This window comes from Deinococcus hopiensis KR-140, assembly GCF_900176165.1.
GTDB lineage: Bacteria > Deinococcota > Deinococci > Deinococcales > Deinococcaceae > Deinococcus > Deinococcus hopiensis.
The window spans coordinates 1,741,809-1,757,201 of record NZ_FWWU01000009.1; the positions used below are offsets into that span (position 1 = coordinate 1,741,809).

General features: G+C 66.6%; 14 protein-coding genes. 9 read left to right on the plus strand and 5 right to left on the minus strand.

What is annotated here, in order from left to right:
* Positions 1-97 precede the first annotated feature (97 nt).
* Both B9A95_RS22000 and mnmA read right to left on the minus strand, forming a co-directional pair.
* Positions 98-328, minus strand: a complete 231-nt coding sequence (locus tag B9A95_RS22000; RefSeq protein WP_084049225.1) for a hypothetical protein — start codon at positions 326-328, stop codon at positions 98-100.
* Between the two features lie 278 nt (positions 329-606).
* Positions 607-1,719: a tRNA 2-thiouridine(34) synthase MnmA gene (gene mnmA / locus B9A95_RS22005; protein ID WP_084049226.1), complete on the minus strand. Its 1,113-nt coding sequence runs from the start codon at positions 1,717-1,719 to the stop codon at positions 607-609.
* 103 nt (positions 1,720-1,822) lie between these two features.
* On the opposite strand from mnmA, the gene B9A95_RS22010 reads away from it, so the two are divergent.
* The 3 genes from B9A95_RS22010 (at position 1,823) to B9A95_RS22020 (ending at position 6,064) form a co-directional block, all read left to right on the plus strand.
* Positions 1,823-2,644: a PhzF family phenazine biosynthesis protein gene (locus B9A95_RS22010; protein WP_084049227.1), complete on the plus strand. Its 822-nt coding sequence runs from the start codon at positions 1,823-1,825 to the stop codon at positions 2,642-2,644.
* Positions 2,645-2,702: 58 nt separating this feature from the next.
* Positions 2,703-3,908 carry a cysteine desulfurase-like protein gene (locus tag B9A95_RS22015; RefSeq protein ID WP_084049228.1) on the plus strand — a complete coding sequence of 402 codons (1,206 nt, stop codon included), beginning with the start codon at positions 2,703-2,705 and terminating at the stop codon, positions 3,906-3,908.
* Positions 3,909-4,030: 122 nt separating this feature from the next.
* Complete coding sequence (locus B9A95_RS22020) at positions 4,031-6,064, plus strand: thioredoxin domain-containing protein (RefSeq protein ID WP_084049229.1); 2,034 nt, start codon at positions 4,031-4,033, stop codon at positions 6,062-6,064.
* 61 nt (positions 6,065-6,125) lie between these two features.
* Here the strand turns inward: B9A95_RS22020 and B9A95_RS22025 are convergent, their stop codons facing one another.
* Both B9A95_RS22025 and B9A95_RS22030 read right to left on the minus strand, forming a co-directional pair.
* Positions 6,126-6,785 carry an outer membrane lipoprotein carrier protein LolA gene (locus tag B9A95_RS22025; protein WP_084049230.1) on the minus strand — a complete coding sequence of 220 codons (660 nt, stop codon included), beginning with the start codon at positions 6,783-6,785 and terminating at the stop codon, positions 6,126-6,128.
* Between the two features lie 56 nt (positions 6,786-6,841).
* Positions 6,842-7,843, minus strand: a complete 1,002-nt coding sequence (locus B9A95_RS22030; RefSeq protein WP_245808436.1) for a hypothetical protein — start codon at positions 7,841-7,843, stop codon at positions 6,842-6,844.
* Between the two features lie 24 nt (positions 7,844-7,867).
* On the opposite strand from B9A95_RS22030, the gene B9A95_RS22035 reads away from it, so the two are divergent.
* The 6 genes from B9A95_RS22035 (at position 7,868) to B9A95_RS22060 (ending at position 13,688) form a co-directional block, all read left to right on the plus strand.
* Positions 7,868-8,374 carry an LEA/WHy family protein gene (locus tag B9A95_RS22035; protein ID WP_084050907.1) on the plus strand — a complete coding sequence of 169 codons (507 nt, stop codon included), beginning with the start codon at positions 7,868-7,870 and terminating at the stop codon, positions 8,372-8,374.
* Between the two features lie 39 nt (positions 8,375-8,413).
* Complete coding sequence (locus B9A95_RS22040; protein WP_084049231.1) at positions 8,414-9,586, plus strand: amidase; 1,173 nt, start codon at positions 8,414-8,416, stop codon at positions 9,584-9,586.
* Entirely contained in the window at positions 9,583-10,023 is a 441-nt protein-coding gene (locus tag B9A95_RS22045; protein WP_139806928.1) for a hypothetical protein, read from the plus strand. Before B9A95_RS22040 ends, B9A95_RS22045 begins: the two co-directional genes overlap by 4 nt.
* 54 nt (positions 10,024-10,077) lie before the next feature.
* On the plus strand, positions 10,078-10,551 hold the full coding sequence (locus B9A95_RS22050; RefSeq protein ID WP_084049232.1) for a hypothetical protein: 474 nt from the start codon (positions 10,078-10,080) through the stop codon (positions 10,549-10,551).
* Between the two features lie 634 nt (positions 10,552-11,185).
* On the plus strand, positions 11,186-12,565 hold the full coding sequence (gene miaB / locus B9A95_RS22055; protein ID WP_084049233.1) for a tRNA (N6-isopentenyl adenosine(37)-C2)-methylthiotransferase MiaB: 1,380 nt from the start codon (positions 11,186-11,188) through the stop codon (positions 12,563-12,565).
* Positions 12,566-13,151: 586 nt separating this feature from the next.
* A complete protein-coding gene (locus B9A95_RS22060; RefSeq protein ID WP_245808437.1) occupies positions 13,152-13,688 on the plus strand; it encodes a hypothetical protein in 537 nt (178 codons plus the stop codon).
* 50 nt (positions 13,689-13,738) lie between these two features.
* Here B9A95_RS22060 and B9A95_RS22065 read toward each other — a convergent pair whose 3' ends face one another.
* A complete protein-coding gene (locus B9A95_RS22065) occupies positions 13,739-15,355 on the minus strand; it encodes an ABC transporter ATP-binding protein (protein WP_084049235.1) in 1,617 nt (538 codons plus the stop codon).
* Positions 15,356-15,393: the final 38 nt, after the last annotated feature.

Consider the following 15,393-nt stretch of genomic DNA (forward strand, 5'->3'; position numbering starts at 1 on the left):
GGCACGAGAGCGAAAGGCCGAGCGCCGACGACCAAAAGCTCAAAAAAACACCCCGCCGAAGCGGGGCCAGGAGGAAGCTGGGAGCGTGAGGCAGCGGTCAGTCTGCCGCTTCGGCAGAGATGGACCCAGCGCGCATCGCGGGGGCCGAGGAGATGTAGCCGATGGCCCGCCAGGGAATATCGAGATCTACGCCGCCCACGTGAATAGTGAGGGGGCTATCGGGCAGGGCCGCGCGGTTCAGGGTGCGGCTGATGCGCTCCTTCTGGGAGCGGGAGAGTTCCAGCGGGATTACGTCGCCATTGTTCAGGTGCAGTTTGACAGAAAGCATGATGTCCTCCTAGGGAAGTAGGAACTTGATGAAGTTGGCTTAATGGTAGCACTCTCGCCTGACGGTTTTCTTTCGTCCCTTCATCCATCCGTCTAGAGAACCTGAAGCCAGTCGCCGTGACCCGAGAAGCAGGCGTTCCAGAGAAGTCCCTACCACACCGCTTTTTTCAATCTCCATCCCCCAACGGCCCAACAGCTCGGGGAGCGACCGCTCTTCAGGAAGAAGCAAAAGGACCTCACCCGAAAGTGAGGTCCATGAAGAATGGCTCAAACCACGGCTCAGTCAGGAAGGGCCCGCAGGTGGTCTGCGATGAGGCCGCCGCCCAGTAAGCGGTCTCCGGCATACAGCACCGCGCTCTGCCCCGGGGCGACGGCAAACTGCGGCTCCTCGAATTCCAGCTCGAAGCCGTGCTCGCCGGCCTCGACCACGCGGGCACGCACCGGCTTGGAGCGGTAGCGGACCTGCACCTCCACCTCGGCGGGCAGTTCGGCCAGGTCCAGCAGGTAGTTCGCTCCCTCGGCCCGAAGCCCTGGCCAGAGGCAATCCTCGTAATCGCCCACCCAGACGGTGTTCGTCTCGGGATCCAGGTGAACGACGTGGCGGACCCGGTGTGACTGGTACAGGCCCAGGCCCTTTTTCTGGCCCAGCGTATAGAACTGCGTACCCAGGTGCTCGCCCACCACCTCGCCCGTGCGAATCTCCCGGATGGGGCCCTGGGCCTGCGGCAGATGCTCGGCCACGTAGTCGCCCACCTTGCCGGGTACAAAGCAGATGTTCTGGCTCTCGGGCTTGCGGGCGGTGAGCAGGCCGCGCTCCTCGGCGATCTCGCGCACCCGGGGCTTTTCCAGTTCGCCCACCGGAAAGAGGATGTACGGGAGGGCGTCGCGCGGCGTACCCCACAGGAAGTACGTCTGGTCCTTGCGGGGATCGTCGCCCCGATGAAACTGCACCTCGCCGTGGAGCGTCTCCACACGCTTGACGTAGTGCCCGGTGGCGACGTACTGGCAGCCGAGCATCTTCGCCTTCTTGACCAGTTCGTCGAACTTGACCTTGGTGTTGCAGTTCACGCAGGGATTGGGGGTGCGGCCCCGGGCGTATTCGTCAAGGAAAGGCCCGACGATGTGCCGCTGGAAATGCTCGCGGTAGTCCAGCAGGTAAAAGGGCACCCCCACCTGCTCGGCCACCCGTCGGGCCTCGTAGGCGGCGTCGGGTGAGCAGCAGGTATCGAAGGTGTCCACGCGCTTGCCGTCGGGCCAGAAGCGCATCATCGCGCCGATCACCTGATAGCCCGCGTCCTTGAGCAGCGCCGCCGTGACGCTGGAGTCCACGCCCCCCGACATTGCGCACAGCACCCGTGTTCCCGCATTCCCCACCATTTCCGCCCCCGTCATACCGCCGGGGAGCTTATCAGTTCCTGCAGGAACCAACCGTAAGGGCAGGCCAGGGCCAGACGAGCCCGCCCGCTTCTCCCCCGCGAGGTGCTGCAATGGAGGCATGACCGCCACGGCCACCTCTGCCCTGTACCGCGTCCTCGCACCACCCCGGAAGGAAGGGGGCAAGGCCGTCACCGTCTTTTCCGATGCTTCGGGTGAGCTCCAGAGCCGGGCGGCTGACGCAGGAACGCCGCTGAGCGTCTTCGTCGAATCGGCAGACCTTTCGGGGGTGGAGCTGCAGGTCTTTACGCCACAGAACGCGAAAGGGACCTCAGACTCTGGCGCGCTGGCGGCCCTCGCCTTTTTGCAACCCCTGGGCGTGTTGCTGGACGTGGTGGACGTGAGCATGGGCGGAGAAGTCCTGAGCGCCCAGCTGTGCGGCGGCGAATGGTTGCTACGGCAGGGGGAAGTGACGGCGGAGGCGGTGGTCGGTGCGGACCTCTCCCCTATCGGGCTGCCTTCGGAAAACGTGCACATCGCCTCGGCGGGCCGCCCAAACCTGGTGGTGGAGGTCACGGACCTGGCGACGCTGGACGCCTTCACACCGAACGGAGAAGCCATTTCTACCGTGAACCGCGCGACGGGAACCACGGGTCTGATCCTGTTCACGGCGGGGGGGGAGGGCCGGGAAGACGTGAGTTTCCGGGCGTTTGGGCCGCTGAAAGGCTTTCTGGAGGACGGCGCGAGCAGCAATATGTTCGCCTGTCTGGTGGGAACGCTGGGAGCGCTCGGAAGGCTGCCCCAGAACCTCAACCTCATTCGCGGGGCGCAGCGGATGCCCGGCCAGCCCGCGCGCCTGACCGCCCAGTTTGCCCTGCGGAGCGGCGGGGCGGCAGACGTGTGGGTGGGGGGCCGGGCGGCGCGGGTGGAAGCCGCAGGCTAAAGGTGGGGGAGGGGAAACCGGGGCAGTTTCCCGGGGCGCTCCTCTAGACTCCGTATCCATGAACGCCCCACACCTCTTGCCGGATGCCATTCGGGCGCAGTTCCCACCCCTTGCCCGTGGGCGCGCGTACCTCGACAACGCGGCGGGTGGCCTGCTGCCCGCACGGGCCATTGCTGCCATCGCTGCGCATCTCACCCGCTACGGAGCCACCAACGCGATGCCCGGGCACCAGCCGGGGCAAGAGGTTCTGGCCCTGAAGCACCGGGCGCGGGAAGCGACGGCACTCTTTCTGAACGCCCAGCCCGAAGACGTGGCCCTCGCGTCCAGTTCCACGGCATTGGCTTTCCGCCTTGCCGCCGCGTTTGGGCGGAGGTGGGAACCGGGCGACGAGATCATTCTCAGCGGACTGGAACATGAGGCCAATGCCAGTCCCTGGCGCGAACTGGAGCGCGTGGGCGTGAAGATTCACGTGTGGCACGCCCGTCGGCCCGACATGCAGCTCCACCCTGAGGACCTCGCCGCGCTGCTCTCGCCACGCACACGGCTGGTGGCGGTGACGGCAGCGAGCAACGCGCTGGGCGTGAGTGTGGACATTCCCACTGTTACGGCGCAGGTGCGGGCAGCGGGCGTGTGGACGGTGGTGGACGCCGTGCATTCCGCGCCCCACGCCTTTCCCGACGTGCAGGCGTGGGGCGCGGATTTCGTCATGTTCAGTCCCTACAAGGTCTGGGGACCGCACCTGGGCGCGCTGTGGATTTCCCCCGAACACCGCCCGCACCTGTCCTGGCCACGCCTGAGCTTTGTGGCGCAGGGCGATATCACGGGCCTGGAACACGGCACCCCACAATTCGAGTTGCTGGCTGGCTGGCTGGGCACCCTGGACTACCTGCGCGAACTGGGCGGACACGAGACGCTGACGCGGGAGGCACTGAAGGCGGCGTCCGCACGCATCGGTGGGTTGGAGCGCCCCGTCTCCGAGCGCCTAATCTCTGGCCTGCTGGAGACGCCGGGCGTTACCGTCTATGGACCGCAAACCATGAAGGGCCGCATCGGCACCGCCGCCTTCCGGCTGGAGGGAGAAGCGCCCGGGCACACCGCGGCCCGCCTCTCCGCGCAGGGCGTGGACGTGGCTGCCGGGCACTTTTACGCCGTGCAGCCTCTGAAAGACCTGGGCCTGTACCCCGAGGGCGTGGTGCGCGCGAGCATCGCGCATTACACGACGTTGGAGGATGTGGAGCGGCTGCTGGCGGGAGTAAGGCGGTAGGGGCTGGGAGATCTGAGCGTACGAAGGCTTGCCCCGGATAAACGGTCCTCCCCGAAAGGCGTGAAGCTTCTGCCCCCTCACCCTCATGCCGAAGCCAGGCACCCCGGCGTTACCCTGCCCCCATGAACCGCCTCGCCCGCGAGACCAGCCCATACCTCCTTCAGCACGCGGACAATCCCGTCGACTGGTACCCCTGGGGCGAGGAAGCCTTCGCTGAGGCGCGGCGGCGGGACGTACCCGCGCTGCTGTCCATCGGCTACTCCACCTGCCACTGGTGCCACGTGATGGCCCACGAGAGCTTCGAGAACCCGGAGACGGCAGCCCGGATGAACGCGAACTTCGTGTGCATCAAGGTGGACCGCGAGGAACGCCCCGACGTAGACAGCGTGTACATGACGGCCACCCAGCTGATGACCGGCCAAGGAGGCTGGCCCATGACGGTGTTCCTGACCCCAGACCGCAAGCCTTTCTACGCGGGGACCTACTTTCCGCCCGAAGACCGCTACGGAATGCCCGGCTTTCGCCGCCTGCTCGCCTCCGTGGCCCACGCCTGGCAGGAGGACCGCGAGAAGGTGCAGGGCAACGCGCAGGCCCTCAGCGAACATGTGCGCGAGGCCAGCCGACCGCGCCGTTCAGCGGAGGACTTGCCCGAAGGTTTCTTGCAACGGGGCGTGGAGAACCTACGCCGCGTGTACGACGCGGACCTGGGCGGATTTGGCCGCGCGCCCAAGTTTCCCGCCCCCACGACGCTGGACTTCCTGCTGACCCGCCCCGACGGGCGCGACATGGCCCTGCACACCCTGCGGCAGATGGGCCGTGGCGGCATCTATGACCAGCTCGGGGGCGGCTTTCACCGCTACTCGGTGGACGAGCGCTGGCTGGTGCCGCACTTCGAGAAGATGCTGTACGACAACGCGCAGCTTACGCGGACCCTGCTGCGGGCCTGGCAATACACCGAAGACCCTGAGTTCGCCCGCCTGACCCGTGAGACGCTGGCCTACCTGGAACGCGAGATGTTGGGGCCCCTCGGCGGTTTTTACAGCGCTCAGGACGCCGATACCAACGGCGTGGAGGGCCTAACCTTCACCTGGACCCGCGAGGAGATTCACGCGGTGCTGGGCGAGGGCCCGGACGCGGACCTCGCTCTGCGGGTGTACGGCGTGACCGGGGAGGGCAACTTCGAGGACCCCCACCGCCCGGACGCAGGACGGCGGAACGTGCTGCACGCGCCCACTCCTCCTGCCGAGTTGGCCCGCGATCTGGGCGAGGACCCGGCCCGCCTGCAGGACCGTCTGGACACCGCCCGAATGCACCTCCTCGAAGTCCGCGCCACCCGGCCCCAGCCCGGCACCGACGACAAGGTGCTGACCTCGTGGAACGGGCTGGCCCTGGCGGCCTTCGCGGAGGCCGCGCGCGTCCTGGGAGACGCGCATTACCTGAACATTGCCGTGGGGAACGCTGAATTCGTGCGCGAGCAACTGCGCCTGCCGGACGGCACGTTGCGTCATACCTTCAAGGACGGCGAGGCGCGGGTGGAGGGGCTACTCGAAGACCACGCGCTGTATGCCCTGGGGCTGATCTCGCTCTACCAGGCGAGCGGTGACCTGGGGTATCTGGAATGGGCACGGGAGCTGTGGAACGTGGTGCGCCGCGACTTCTGGGATGGGGAAGCGGGCGTATTCCACTCCACCGGGGGCCGCGCCGAGACGCTGCTGACCCGTCAGGCGCAGGGCTTTGACTCGGCGGTCCTCAGCGGCAACGCTGCGGCCGCCCTGCTCGGCCTGTGGATTTCGCGCTATTTCGGAGATGAGGAAGCTGAGCGCCTGGCCCGCGCCACCATTCGCAGCTACGCCGACGACATGCTCGCCGCTGCCGGAGGCTTCGGAGGGCTATGGCAGGCGGCGGCGTTCCTCGAAGCGCCCCACGTGGAAGTCGCCCTGATCGGCACACCCAAGGAACGCGCGCCCCTCGAACGGGTCCTCGGCCGCTTTCCCCTGCCCTTCGCCGCCCTCGCGCCCGCCGAATACGGCGAGGGGCTGCCCGTGCTCGAAGGGAGGCCGGGAAACGGAACGGCTTACGTCTGCGTGGGCCATACGTGCGACCTGCCAACCCAGGACCCACAGGGCCTGGCCGAACAGTTAAGGCGGCTGGGGTAGGCGGCGGTCAGGGGCAGACCCAGGTTTAAACCCCCAGGTCTGCCCCTTCAAGCGCCGGCCTTTACTGCCGAATGATCTGCGCGTCCTTGGGCAGGGCGGTCAGGCCCGCCGCCGTGAGACCGCTGTTGACCTTGTAGTTGCTGATGGTCAGGTCCGCCAACACCTTGTTGCCGGTGCCGACGAGTTGCAGCCGTGTGGGCCGCCAGCCCGCTTCGGTGATCCACACGCGGGCACGGTCCGAGCTGTTCGCATTTTTGGGCGTGGCTTCGAGCTGGTAGACCTTCTTGCCGCCCACCGTGGTGCTGCCCAGCAGTTTGACGTTGTACTGGCCCAGCAGGGTGGTGGTGTTGGCGAGTTGCGTGAAGTCCAGTCCCGCCAGGCCAGCACTCTCGGCGGCCTTCTTGATGGGCGTCACCGTGACCTGGTTGGTCAGGAAGAGGTACTGCCGGATCTCGTTTTTATCCGTTACCACGATGTTGTCGGCCAGGGCGTCGGGCGCGGCGAACTGGAGGCGGGCCACACCCTGCGCGGGAATGCTCTTGAGGGTCAGGTCAAGCTTCTGGTTGGCCGATTGGAATGAGGCCGTGCCGCTGAGCCGGAACGACACGTCGCGGGCGGACTTCTGTGCGGCATCGACATTTTTCAGGATGTCCTGAGCCGTCTGCGCGCCCGCCGTGGGGGCGAGAACGGCCAGGGTCAGGAGGGGAAGAATTCGCTTCACCGGATCAGTCTTCCACCTCCTCTCATGAGAAGGAGGGAGCGTGGCTGATGCGGGATTCACGGCGTCTGGCGGGACGCAAGACCGCCCAGGGCAAAGCTGTAACCCACCCGCGCGCCGAGCCCCCCGGTGCCTCCACGTACGTCCACCGCCAGGGTTCCCGTTCCCAGGGGCACGGAGGTTTCCAGTCCGGCGCGGAACGGCGCGCTCGCCGTACGCCAGGGTTCGTAGGCGAGGTAGGCCCGCGCCGAGCTGCCCTCACCGAGTACGTCCGGCACCGACACGCTGCCCACTGTTCCCCAGCCGCCGACTCCGACCAGGGCGTCCACAGCCATGGTTAAGCCTGATTCTGCCGTGTAGCTCGCCCCGCCCGTCACGCCCAGCACACCCCGGCCTGCTCGGGCTCCCAGCCGCAGCGTGACGCCACCGGTGCGCTCGGTGGTGGGCTCAGCCTCTGGATCGTCGCCCTCGGCGGGCGGCAGCACGCGGGTGAGGTCCCGCCGCCACTCCACTCCCAGCAGGCCCTGGTTCTGGGCCCCGAACTCACCGCCGGCCACCGCGACGAGGGTGCGGTTCACCCGGTAGCGGGCGGTGAAGTCCACGTCCCAGCCGCGATCCCGCAGATCGGTGGGCGTCAGGGCCCAGGCGGCCAGGGGATCTACGTTTGCGGCGGTAAAGAAGGCCCCCCCGAGGTTGAGCGCGACGGGACCGAGCGTGGCGGTGGCCTGCGAGGACACCCGCACCCCACCCCGCCAGGTAACGGCGGCGTCCGTCCGGGCCGTCACCGCACCTGCTGGCGGCAGGCTGAGGCCCTGCGTGACGCCGACCTCTACCCCCCGGTTCGACGCCGCCGCCGACAGGGTAAAGCGCCCGGCCGTCACGTTGGTGACCCCCACCCGAAAGAGGCTGCCCCCACTTCCGTAAGCCACCCCGAAGTCGAGGTCCGCCGCGCCCGCTCCTCCACCCAACGCTGCGCCCAGGGCCAGAACCGTCATCACACGCTGCATGCCCCCACTCTGCACGTCCCGCTCCTCCCTGTGGGCCACATCAGATTTACCCAAGCTTGGCCCGCTAGGGTGGTGGGCGTGAAGAAGCTGCTCCTCGCTCCGCTGCTGGCCCTCGGCCTGCTCCCCACTGGACTGGGAGGATGCGCGCCCGTGCAGTCCGCAGTGCAGGTGCCCTCTTTCGAGGTGGAGAACGTGCGCCTCACCGGCCTGAGTCTGCCCAGCGGTCCGAATCCGGCGCTGGCGAGCCTCACCCTGCGCCTGAGGGTAAGGAACCCCAACCCAGCGCCCGTCCGCCTCGCCAACATCGCCGCGCGCCTCGTGCTCGACGGGCAGGACGCCGGGCGGGTGGAGCTGCCCAACGTTGCCCTGCCTGCGCGGGGCGAAACCACCCAGGAGGCCAACCTTCAAATTCCCGTGACGCTGAGCACCGCTGGGGCCTTTCTCAGCGTGGCGCGCGGGCAGGAGGTGGCCTACCGGCTGGACGGCACCTTCACGGCGGACCTCGGTTCCCTGGGGCGGCCCAGCTTCGGGCCGTTCACGCTGGCGCAGGGGGTGTGGCAACAACGGGCGATGTTGCCGTTCTAGGACCGCCGGTTTCCAGCGGCCAGCGCTACTCTGAGTCGCGTGACTGTTCCTGAGTTTTCCGATTTGCAGCGGGCGTGGGCGTACCGCCCAGCCTCTCCCCTGACGGGCGCAGCAACTGGCCCACTGTCGGGGCTGACGTTTAGCGTCAAGGACCTCTTTGGGATGCCGGGGTGGCCCCTCGCGGCGAGTACGCGGGCGCGGGTCCCGGACCCTGGCGAGAGCGTGCTGGTCCGCCGACTGCTGAAGTTGGGCGCGAGCGCCATGGGCAAGACACACCTGCACGAAGTGGCGCTTGGGATCACCGGGAACAACGGCTTTTCCGGCACCGAACACCCCACCTTGCCCGGACGGGTACCGGGGGGCAGCTCCAGCGGCGCGGCGGTGACGGTGGCGCTGGGGCAAGTCGACTTTGCGCTGGGCACCGATACCGGCGGCAGCATTCGCGTTCCGGCCGCGTGGTGCGGCGTGGTGGGCTACAAGCCCACGAAGGACCACCCGGCCTGGAGCACCGAGGGCGTGCTGCCCCTGTCGCCCACGTGTGACCACGCGGGGCCACTGGCGCGGGACGTAGCGACGGTGGTGCGGGTACAGGAGGCGCTGACGGGAGGAAAGGTGGACGCCGAAAACGGGGCGGGAATAAAGGTGGGCCTGTGGCTACCGGAGGGCTGGGTGGACGCCGAGGTGCGGGAGGCGACGCGGACCTTCGCACGGGGGCTGGAAAGTCGGGGCGCCACAGTGGAGGCCGTTCCCTTCCCCGAGGTGCTCGACGCCTACTCGCCCATCGTGCTGAGCGAGGCGGCGCGGGTCCATGCGGAGGCGCTGGCAGACGAGGACCCCGGCTTTCTGCCCTTCACCCTCGCCTCGCTGCGTCAGGGGCAAGCGCTGGGGCAAGCTGAGGTGGACGCCGCTTTTGCCCGCCGCGCCGCGTACCGCGCCCAACTCGACGAGCTGCTTACCCGCTTCGACGTGCTGCTCGCGCCCGCCGTTCCCACGCCGCCACCCCTCATTGGGCAGGACGAGGTGGAGATCGGGGAAGGGAACGTGCCCCTGCGCCGCGCCGTACTCCGCCTGACCGCTCCCTTCAGCCTGCTGGGTGCGCCCACGGTGGCGCTGCCTTCCACCACGCCCTTCGTCGGCGTGCAACTCGTGGGACGGCACGGCGAGGATGACCGCCTGCTGGGCTTGGCCCTCGCGCTGGAGGGGGAGGCGTGAGGCGCCTGCTTTCCCTCCCCCTGCTGCTCCTTCCCCTGTCTCTGGGCGCCTGCACGCCCGCCATGAACAGCCAGCCGGTTCAGGTCTTTGAAGGCACGGGCCGCGTCCTGCTGCGCGAGCAGCGTTACCGCCTGGTGTTTACGGTGGATCCCAAGACACACGAACTGAACGGCACCCTCGAAAACCAGACGAGCAAAGACCGCTTCGAGGCGCAGGGCACCCTGCTGCCCGTCTCGGCGGAGGAGGCTGAGTTGACCGTCAGGGTCGCGGTGGGGAACAGTCTCACACTGAACGCGAGCGTCCTGGGCTTTGGCATAAATGGCGTCAGCCTCAAGTCCGATGCCCTGCTTACCGGACGGGTGGTGGGGGAAGTCTTCACTGGAAACCTGCTCGTCAACAGGGTTCCGTATCGGGTAACGCTGCGGCGGGTACGGTAACTTGCGCGGGAAGGTGCATCAGACACGGTTCATGAGCTGCCCGTAGCCTCCGGTATGCGCCCTTTTGCCCTCACCCGCCTGCTGCCCGCCGCCCTGCTGCTGCCTGCCCTGACGGGCTGCGCGTGGGGCGCATACATCGCCGGAAACACACCGCTGGAGCGGGCCGTAAACGGCACCTACGAGGGCATCGGCGTGGGCGGTACCGGGCGCGTGCCCTACCGTCTGGTGCTCAGCGTGCAGGAGCGCGAGGGGCGGGCCAGCGGCGTGATCACCAACCTTGAGAGCCATAGGGCCTATGCGGTGGGCGGCGCCTTCAAGCGGCTGGAAGCGGGCAGCAGCCTGGACGTAAGCCTCTTTGAAAACGGCGACAAGCTGCGCGGCACGTTGCGGGGGGAACTGAAGGACGGCAAACTCAGCGGCACGCTACGAACCGTGCTGCTGGGCAAGGAACTCCTTGGGTATGTGGTAAACCTGGAGAAGGTAGGGACAGGCGAAGTGGGCCCAGCGACAGGCATGAGAACACCCTGAAGGGTAGGCATGGGAAGGCGCGGCCTGGAGGGGATGACGGCCCGAACGGTACCGCCCTGCTCACCCTTCACGCCCGAGGAATGTGCCGATCGGCCGATACGTTTTCCGGATCATCCGCCACATCTCCTCGGCTTCGGTGATTCCGGTCCTATCTGTCAGCGTTTTTCCTGCTCACGCCGCTCGGGCCGCCCAGCTCTTTTACAACTGGTGAACCGGAATCCCTATGAACCGGGAAATGGCCCTGCGCCGCCCCGGTCCCACCTTCTCGTCCCGGCCGCTTATGGGTACAGCCCGGATGAATGCTGCCGTTTTACCCAGGGTCCAGGGCTTTTAGAGCATGGGTCAACGTGCGGACTTCGTTTTGACCGACCCCAGCGAGCGAAATGCGCATGGGGAGAATGGCGCCGTGAGGGGTGCCCTTCCACGCGCCGCGCCATTCGGACGCCTACGCCAGGTGACCGGCAGTTCCCGTATGGGTTCACAGGCGCAATACAGCCCGAAACCTCAAGGCGAGATTCTCGCCGACTCAGCCACATCCAGCAGCGTGTAAACGCTAGACTCTCCCCCGCTCGCGGCGCGATGACCGCCCGAGTCAAAGGCCCCGGAATCCCTCCGTCAGGCCAGGGGAGAGCACATGAAGGCACACCTGATTACCTACGGCTGCCAGATGAACGAGTACGACACCCATCTGGTCCAGTCGCAACTCGTCTCGCTGGGCGCGGACATCGTACCGAGCGTGGACGAGGCCGATTTCGTCCTGATCAACACCTGCGCCGTGCGCGGCAAGCCGGTGGACAAGGTCCGCTCGCTGCTGGGCGACCTGCGCAAGCAAAAACAGCAGCGCCCCCTCGTGGTGGGCATGATGGGCTGCCTCGCGCAGCTCGAAGAGGGCCAGCAGATCGCCCGCAAGTTTGAGGTGGACGTGCTGTTGGGACCGGGCAGCCTGCTGGATATCGGCAAGGCGCTGGAGAGTAGCGAACGCTTCTGGGGCCTGCAATTCAAGGACGAGCTGCACGGGCACATCCCGCCGCCGCCCACGGGCAAGCTCCAGGCGCACCTCACCATCATGCGCGGCTGCGACCACCACTGCACCTACTGCATCGTGCCCACCACACGCGGGCCGCAGGTGAGCCGCCACCCCGACGACATCCTGCGTGAACTGGACCTCCAACTCGCGGCTGGGGTGCAGGAGGTCACGCTGCTGGGACAGAACGTGAACGCCTACGGGGTGGACCAGGGCGCGAAGCTGGCCGGATATCCACCGTTTGCGGACCTTCTGCGGATGGTGGGGCGCAGCGGCGTGCAGCGCATCAAGTTCACCACGAGTCACCCCATGAACTTCACCGAGGACGTGGCGGCGGCGATGGCCGAGACGCCCGCTGTGTGCGAGTTCGTCCACCTGCCCGTCCAGAGCGGTTCGGACCGGGTGCTGCGCCGCATGGCCCGCGAATACACCCGCGAGAAGTACCTGGGGCATATCGCCGAGATCAAGCGGCACCTTCCCGGCGTGGTCCTCGCCACCGACATCATCGTGGGCTTTCCGGGTGAGACGGAAGAGGATTTTCAGGAGACGCTCAGCCTCTACGACGAGGTGGGCTTCGATAGCGCGTACATGTTCATCTACTCGCCGCGTCCCGGCACGCCGAGTTACAAGCACTTCGCGGACCTCCCGCGCGAACTGAAGACCGAGCGTCTGCAACGCCTGATCGCAAAGCAGAAGGAATGGAGCGCCCGCAAGAATGCCGGGAAGGTGGGCACGGTGCAGGAAGTCCTGCTGCGCGGCGACGCCCACGACTCCGGCTTTCTGGAAGGCCACACGCGCGGCAACCACCCCACGGTGGTCCCCAAGGCCGTGGGCGCGAGCGGTTCCGGCGTCTACCGCGCCCGCATCGAGCACGCCACACCGCACATGCTGTACGGCCGCCTGATTGGTGCAGACGGCGCAGACCTGCCCGAGTTACCCCGGTTCAACCCGGAAGCGGCGGCGCTGAGCAGCCCCTTGCAAATGGTGTAGACGGCAGGCAGATGGCGGAGGGCTGGGAGCAGCGCGCTTCCGGCCTTTCTATGTTCAGGGACCGGTGACGATGAGGGGCGGAGCATCCGCGCGGAAAGCCCCCTCCTCACAGGCGGACTGCGCCCTGAGCATGCGTCGCCCCTTGAATTCAGCCCAGGCCTTCTGGATGTACGACCTGTAGGGAAAGTTCAAACCATCCGTGAAGGCACTTGCCTACCAACAGCGTTCCTGAGCCTGAAGGACAAGCCGGCATATCTCCACTGTCCCTCCGTCCGCCGTTGGAAGCGGCCGGACTGGGGGACGTGGGTAAAGCCGATCTCCGTATCTCCGCAGCTCACCTCGCGGAGCAGACTGTCACTGCGCATACTTCGCTTCTGCCGTCAGCTTCGGATGGACACCCTCAAGCAGTGGAGCGCACGAGGCCAGTGAGGCAAAGGGACAGCGAGCGCCTGAGCCACTCGGCGTACACGGCTCTTCTCAGGGCTGCTGCGGAGGAAAGAACGCCACCCGCCAGATTTGCATTCCCCTCACGTTCCCTCAAGGTCCCATCACGCCAACGTCAGGTTCAGCGGCCAAAGTGAGCGGTATGAAAAAGGTGTTGCTCGGGATTGTGGGACTGGGTGCGGTGCTGACGGGTTGCGGAACGGACCTCGCGTTGGTCGATCCGGTGAAGAACCTGAATGTCACTGGGTATTCGACGAACTACCAGTTGACCACAGACGTGCGGGATCAGAACGGCGGCACGATCGCTGCTGGCAGTGACGTAATTTGCGACAACCTCAGCACCCGCGTGGCCGTAGACGTGAGTTGGACTGGGGGACTTCAGCAACTCGCCATCCAGTTCAAGGGAGCTCGGACGGGAGCTGCCAAAACAGTCGTTACCGATGATTACGGTCCGGTCGACTACCGTGGGGCAGGCAGCTACGAATACACCCTTATGCCGAACATGGCACCGCAGAGCGCCAAGTCTGGCCTCGGCGCTCAGGCCATCGTGGTCAATCCCATCACCAACGTGAATGTGAAGGGCTACACCTACGTCCGCGTGCAGGGCTATGACGTGGCGGGCAATGCCAGCGCGATCAGCGAGAGCGTGACCCAGATTCCGGTCGTCGACTGCCTCTAATCCCCTTCAAGGACCAGAGAACGAGGCCGCCCTCTACCGGAGGCGGCCCTTTATCTATTTCCTTCCTCAGCGCTCGCCTCTGCTTGCCCCACGCTGACCTCTCCGCTGCGCCCGTTCGTGCCCCCGCTGCCCGTCATCAGCAACCCCAGTTGGGTTTCGGTTGCCGTGGCAGCGTCCACCTCACCCACCACCTCGCCCTCATACATCACGAGGATACGGTCCGAGAGGTTCATCACCTCACCGAGGTCGGCGCTGATAAGCAGCACGGCGAGGCCCTGGTCCCGCGCCGCCACGATCTGCGCGTGGATAAACTCGATGGCCCCGATGTCCACCCCGCGCGTGGGCTGCGACGCCACCAGAATCTTGGGTCCCTTGCGCATCTCGCGGGCCACAATCAGCTTCTGCGCGTTGCCGCCGCTGTAACGCCCAGCCTGCAAGGACGTGCTGCGCGGGCGCACGTCGAACTGCTCGCTGAGTTTGCGCGCATTGTCCTCGATGGCGTCCAGCCGGAGAAAACCCAGCGGCCCGGCAAAGGGCGGACGGTCATGTTCGCCCAGGATGTAGTTCTCGGCGGTGGTCATGTCCAGCACCAGGCCGCGCTCGTTGCGGTCCTCAGGTACGTGCGACAGACCCGAAGCCTCCACTTCGCGGACCCCATGGGCCCGGCGGCCCAGGTAGGTGATCTCGCCGCCCGACACGGACAGCAGGCCGGTAATCGCCTCCACAAGTTCACTCTGGCCGTTGCCCTCTACGCCCGCAATGCCCACGATCTCACCCGCGCGGACTTGAAAAGACACGTTGTTGACCGCGTTGCCGTGTTCGCCCTTCACGGTGACGCCGCGCACGTCCAGCGCCACTTCACCGGGGCGGGGCAGGCTTTTCTGTACCTTCAGCGTCACGTCCCGGCCCACCATCATCTTGGCGAGCGTCTCGGTGGTGGCTCCCTGGGAAGGGATGGTGCCAATCATCTTGCCGTCGCGGATCACGCTGATGGTGTCGCTGATGTGCAGCACCTCGTGCAGCTTGTGCGAGATGAAGATCACGGCGTTGCCGCTCGCCGCGTACTGGTTTTTCAGGAAGGCGAACAGCTCGTCCGTCTCGCTGGGGGTCAGCACCGCCGTGGGCTCGTCCAGAATCAGGATGCGTGCGCCCCGGTACAGGGTTTTGAGAATTTCCACCTTCTGCTGGAGGCCCACGGGCAGGTCACCCACGAGCGCATCGGGGTTGAGGTCGAAGTTAAACTGCTTAATCAGTTCGGCCACACGCTTCCGTGCAGCGCCGTAGTTGATGGCCCCGCCCGCTTTCGGCTCGGCCCCCAGAATCACGTTTTCCGTAACGGTCAGGGTGTCCACCAGCATAAAGTGCTGAAACACCATGCCGATGCCACGCGCGATGGCCTGCGAGGGGTCAGACAGGTTTACCACCTCGCCGTCCACGACGATCTCGCCGGAAGTGGGGGGCTGCGCGCCGTACACGATCTTCATCAGGGTGCTCTTGCCCGCGCCGTTCTCGCCGCACAGGGCGTGGACACTGCCCCACCGCACCTGCATGGAGATATTGTCGTTGGCCAGCACGAGGGGAAAACGCTTGGTAATGCCGCGCAGTTCCAGCGCGTGGGGAGAGTTGTGCCGCACCGTTTGCAGCACGTCACTTTGAGGGGCCGTCATGGCAACAGTGTAGCGCCGCCCTGTCTTCTCTTCCCCCT

What these genes read in the sequence shown, in the direction of transcription:
- B9A95_RS22015 (WP_084049228.1), top strand. Translation starts at nt 2,703, where the DNA reads ATGAACGCCCCACACCTCTTGCCGGATGCCATTCGGGCGCAGTTCCCA.
- B9A95_RS22060 (WP_245808437.1), top strand. Translation starts at nt 13,152, where the DNA reads ATGAAAAAGGTGTTGCTCGGGATTGTGGGACTGGGTGCGGTGCTGACG.
- B9A95_RS22010 (WP_084049227.1), top strand. Translation starts at nt 1,823, where the DNA reads ATGACCGCCACGGCCACCTCTGCCCTGTACCGCGTCCTCGCACCACCC.
- B9A95_RS22000 (WP_084049225.1), bottom strand. Translation starts at nt 328, where the DNA reads ATGCTTTCTGTCAAACTGCACCTGAACAATGGCGACGTAATCCCGCTG.
- mnmA (WP_084049226.1), bottom strand. Translation starts at nt 1,719, where the DNA reads ATGACGGGGGCGGAAATGGTGGGGAATGCGGGAACACGGGTGCTGTGC.
- B9A95_RS22050 (WP_084049232.1), top strand. Translation starts at nt 10,078, where the DNA reads ATGCGCCCTTTTGCCCTCACCCGCCTGCTGCCCGCCGCCCTGCTGCTG.
- miaB (WP_084049233.1), top strand. Translation starts at nt 11,186, where the DNA reads ATGAAGGCACACCTGATTACCTACGGCTGCCAGATGAACGAGTACGAC.
- B9A95_RS22020 (WP_084049229.1), top strand. Translation starts at nt 4,031, where the DNA reads ATGAACCGCCTCGCCCGCGAGACCAGCCCATACCTCCTTCAGCACGCG.
- B9A95_RS22065 (WP_084049235.1), bottom strand. Translation starts at nt 15,355, where the DNA reads ATGACGGCCCCTCAAAGTGACGTGCTGCAAACGGTGCGGCACAACTCT.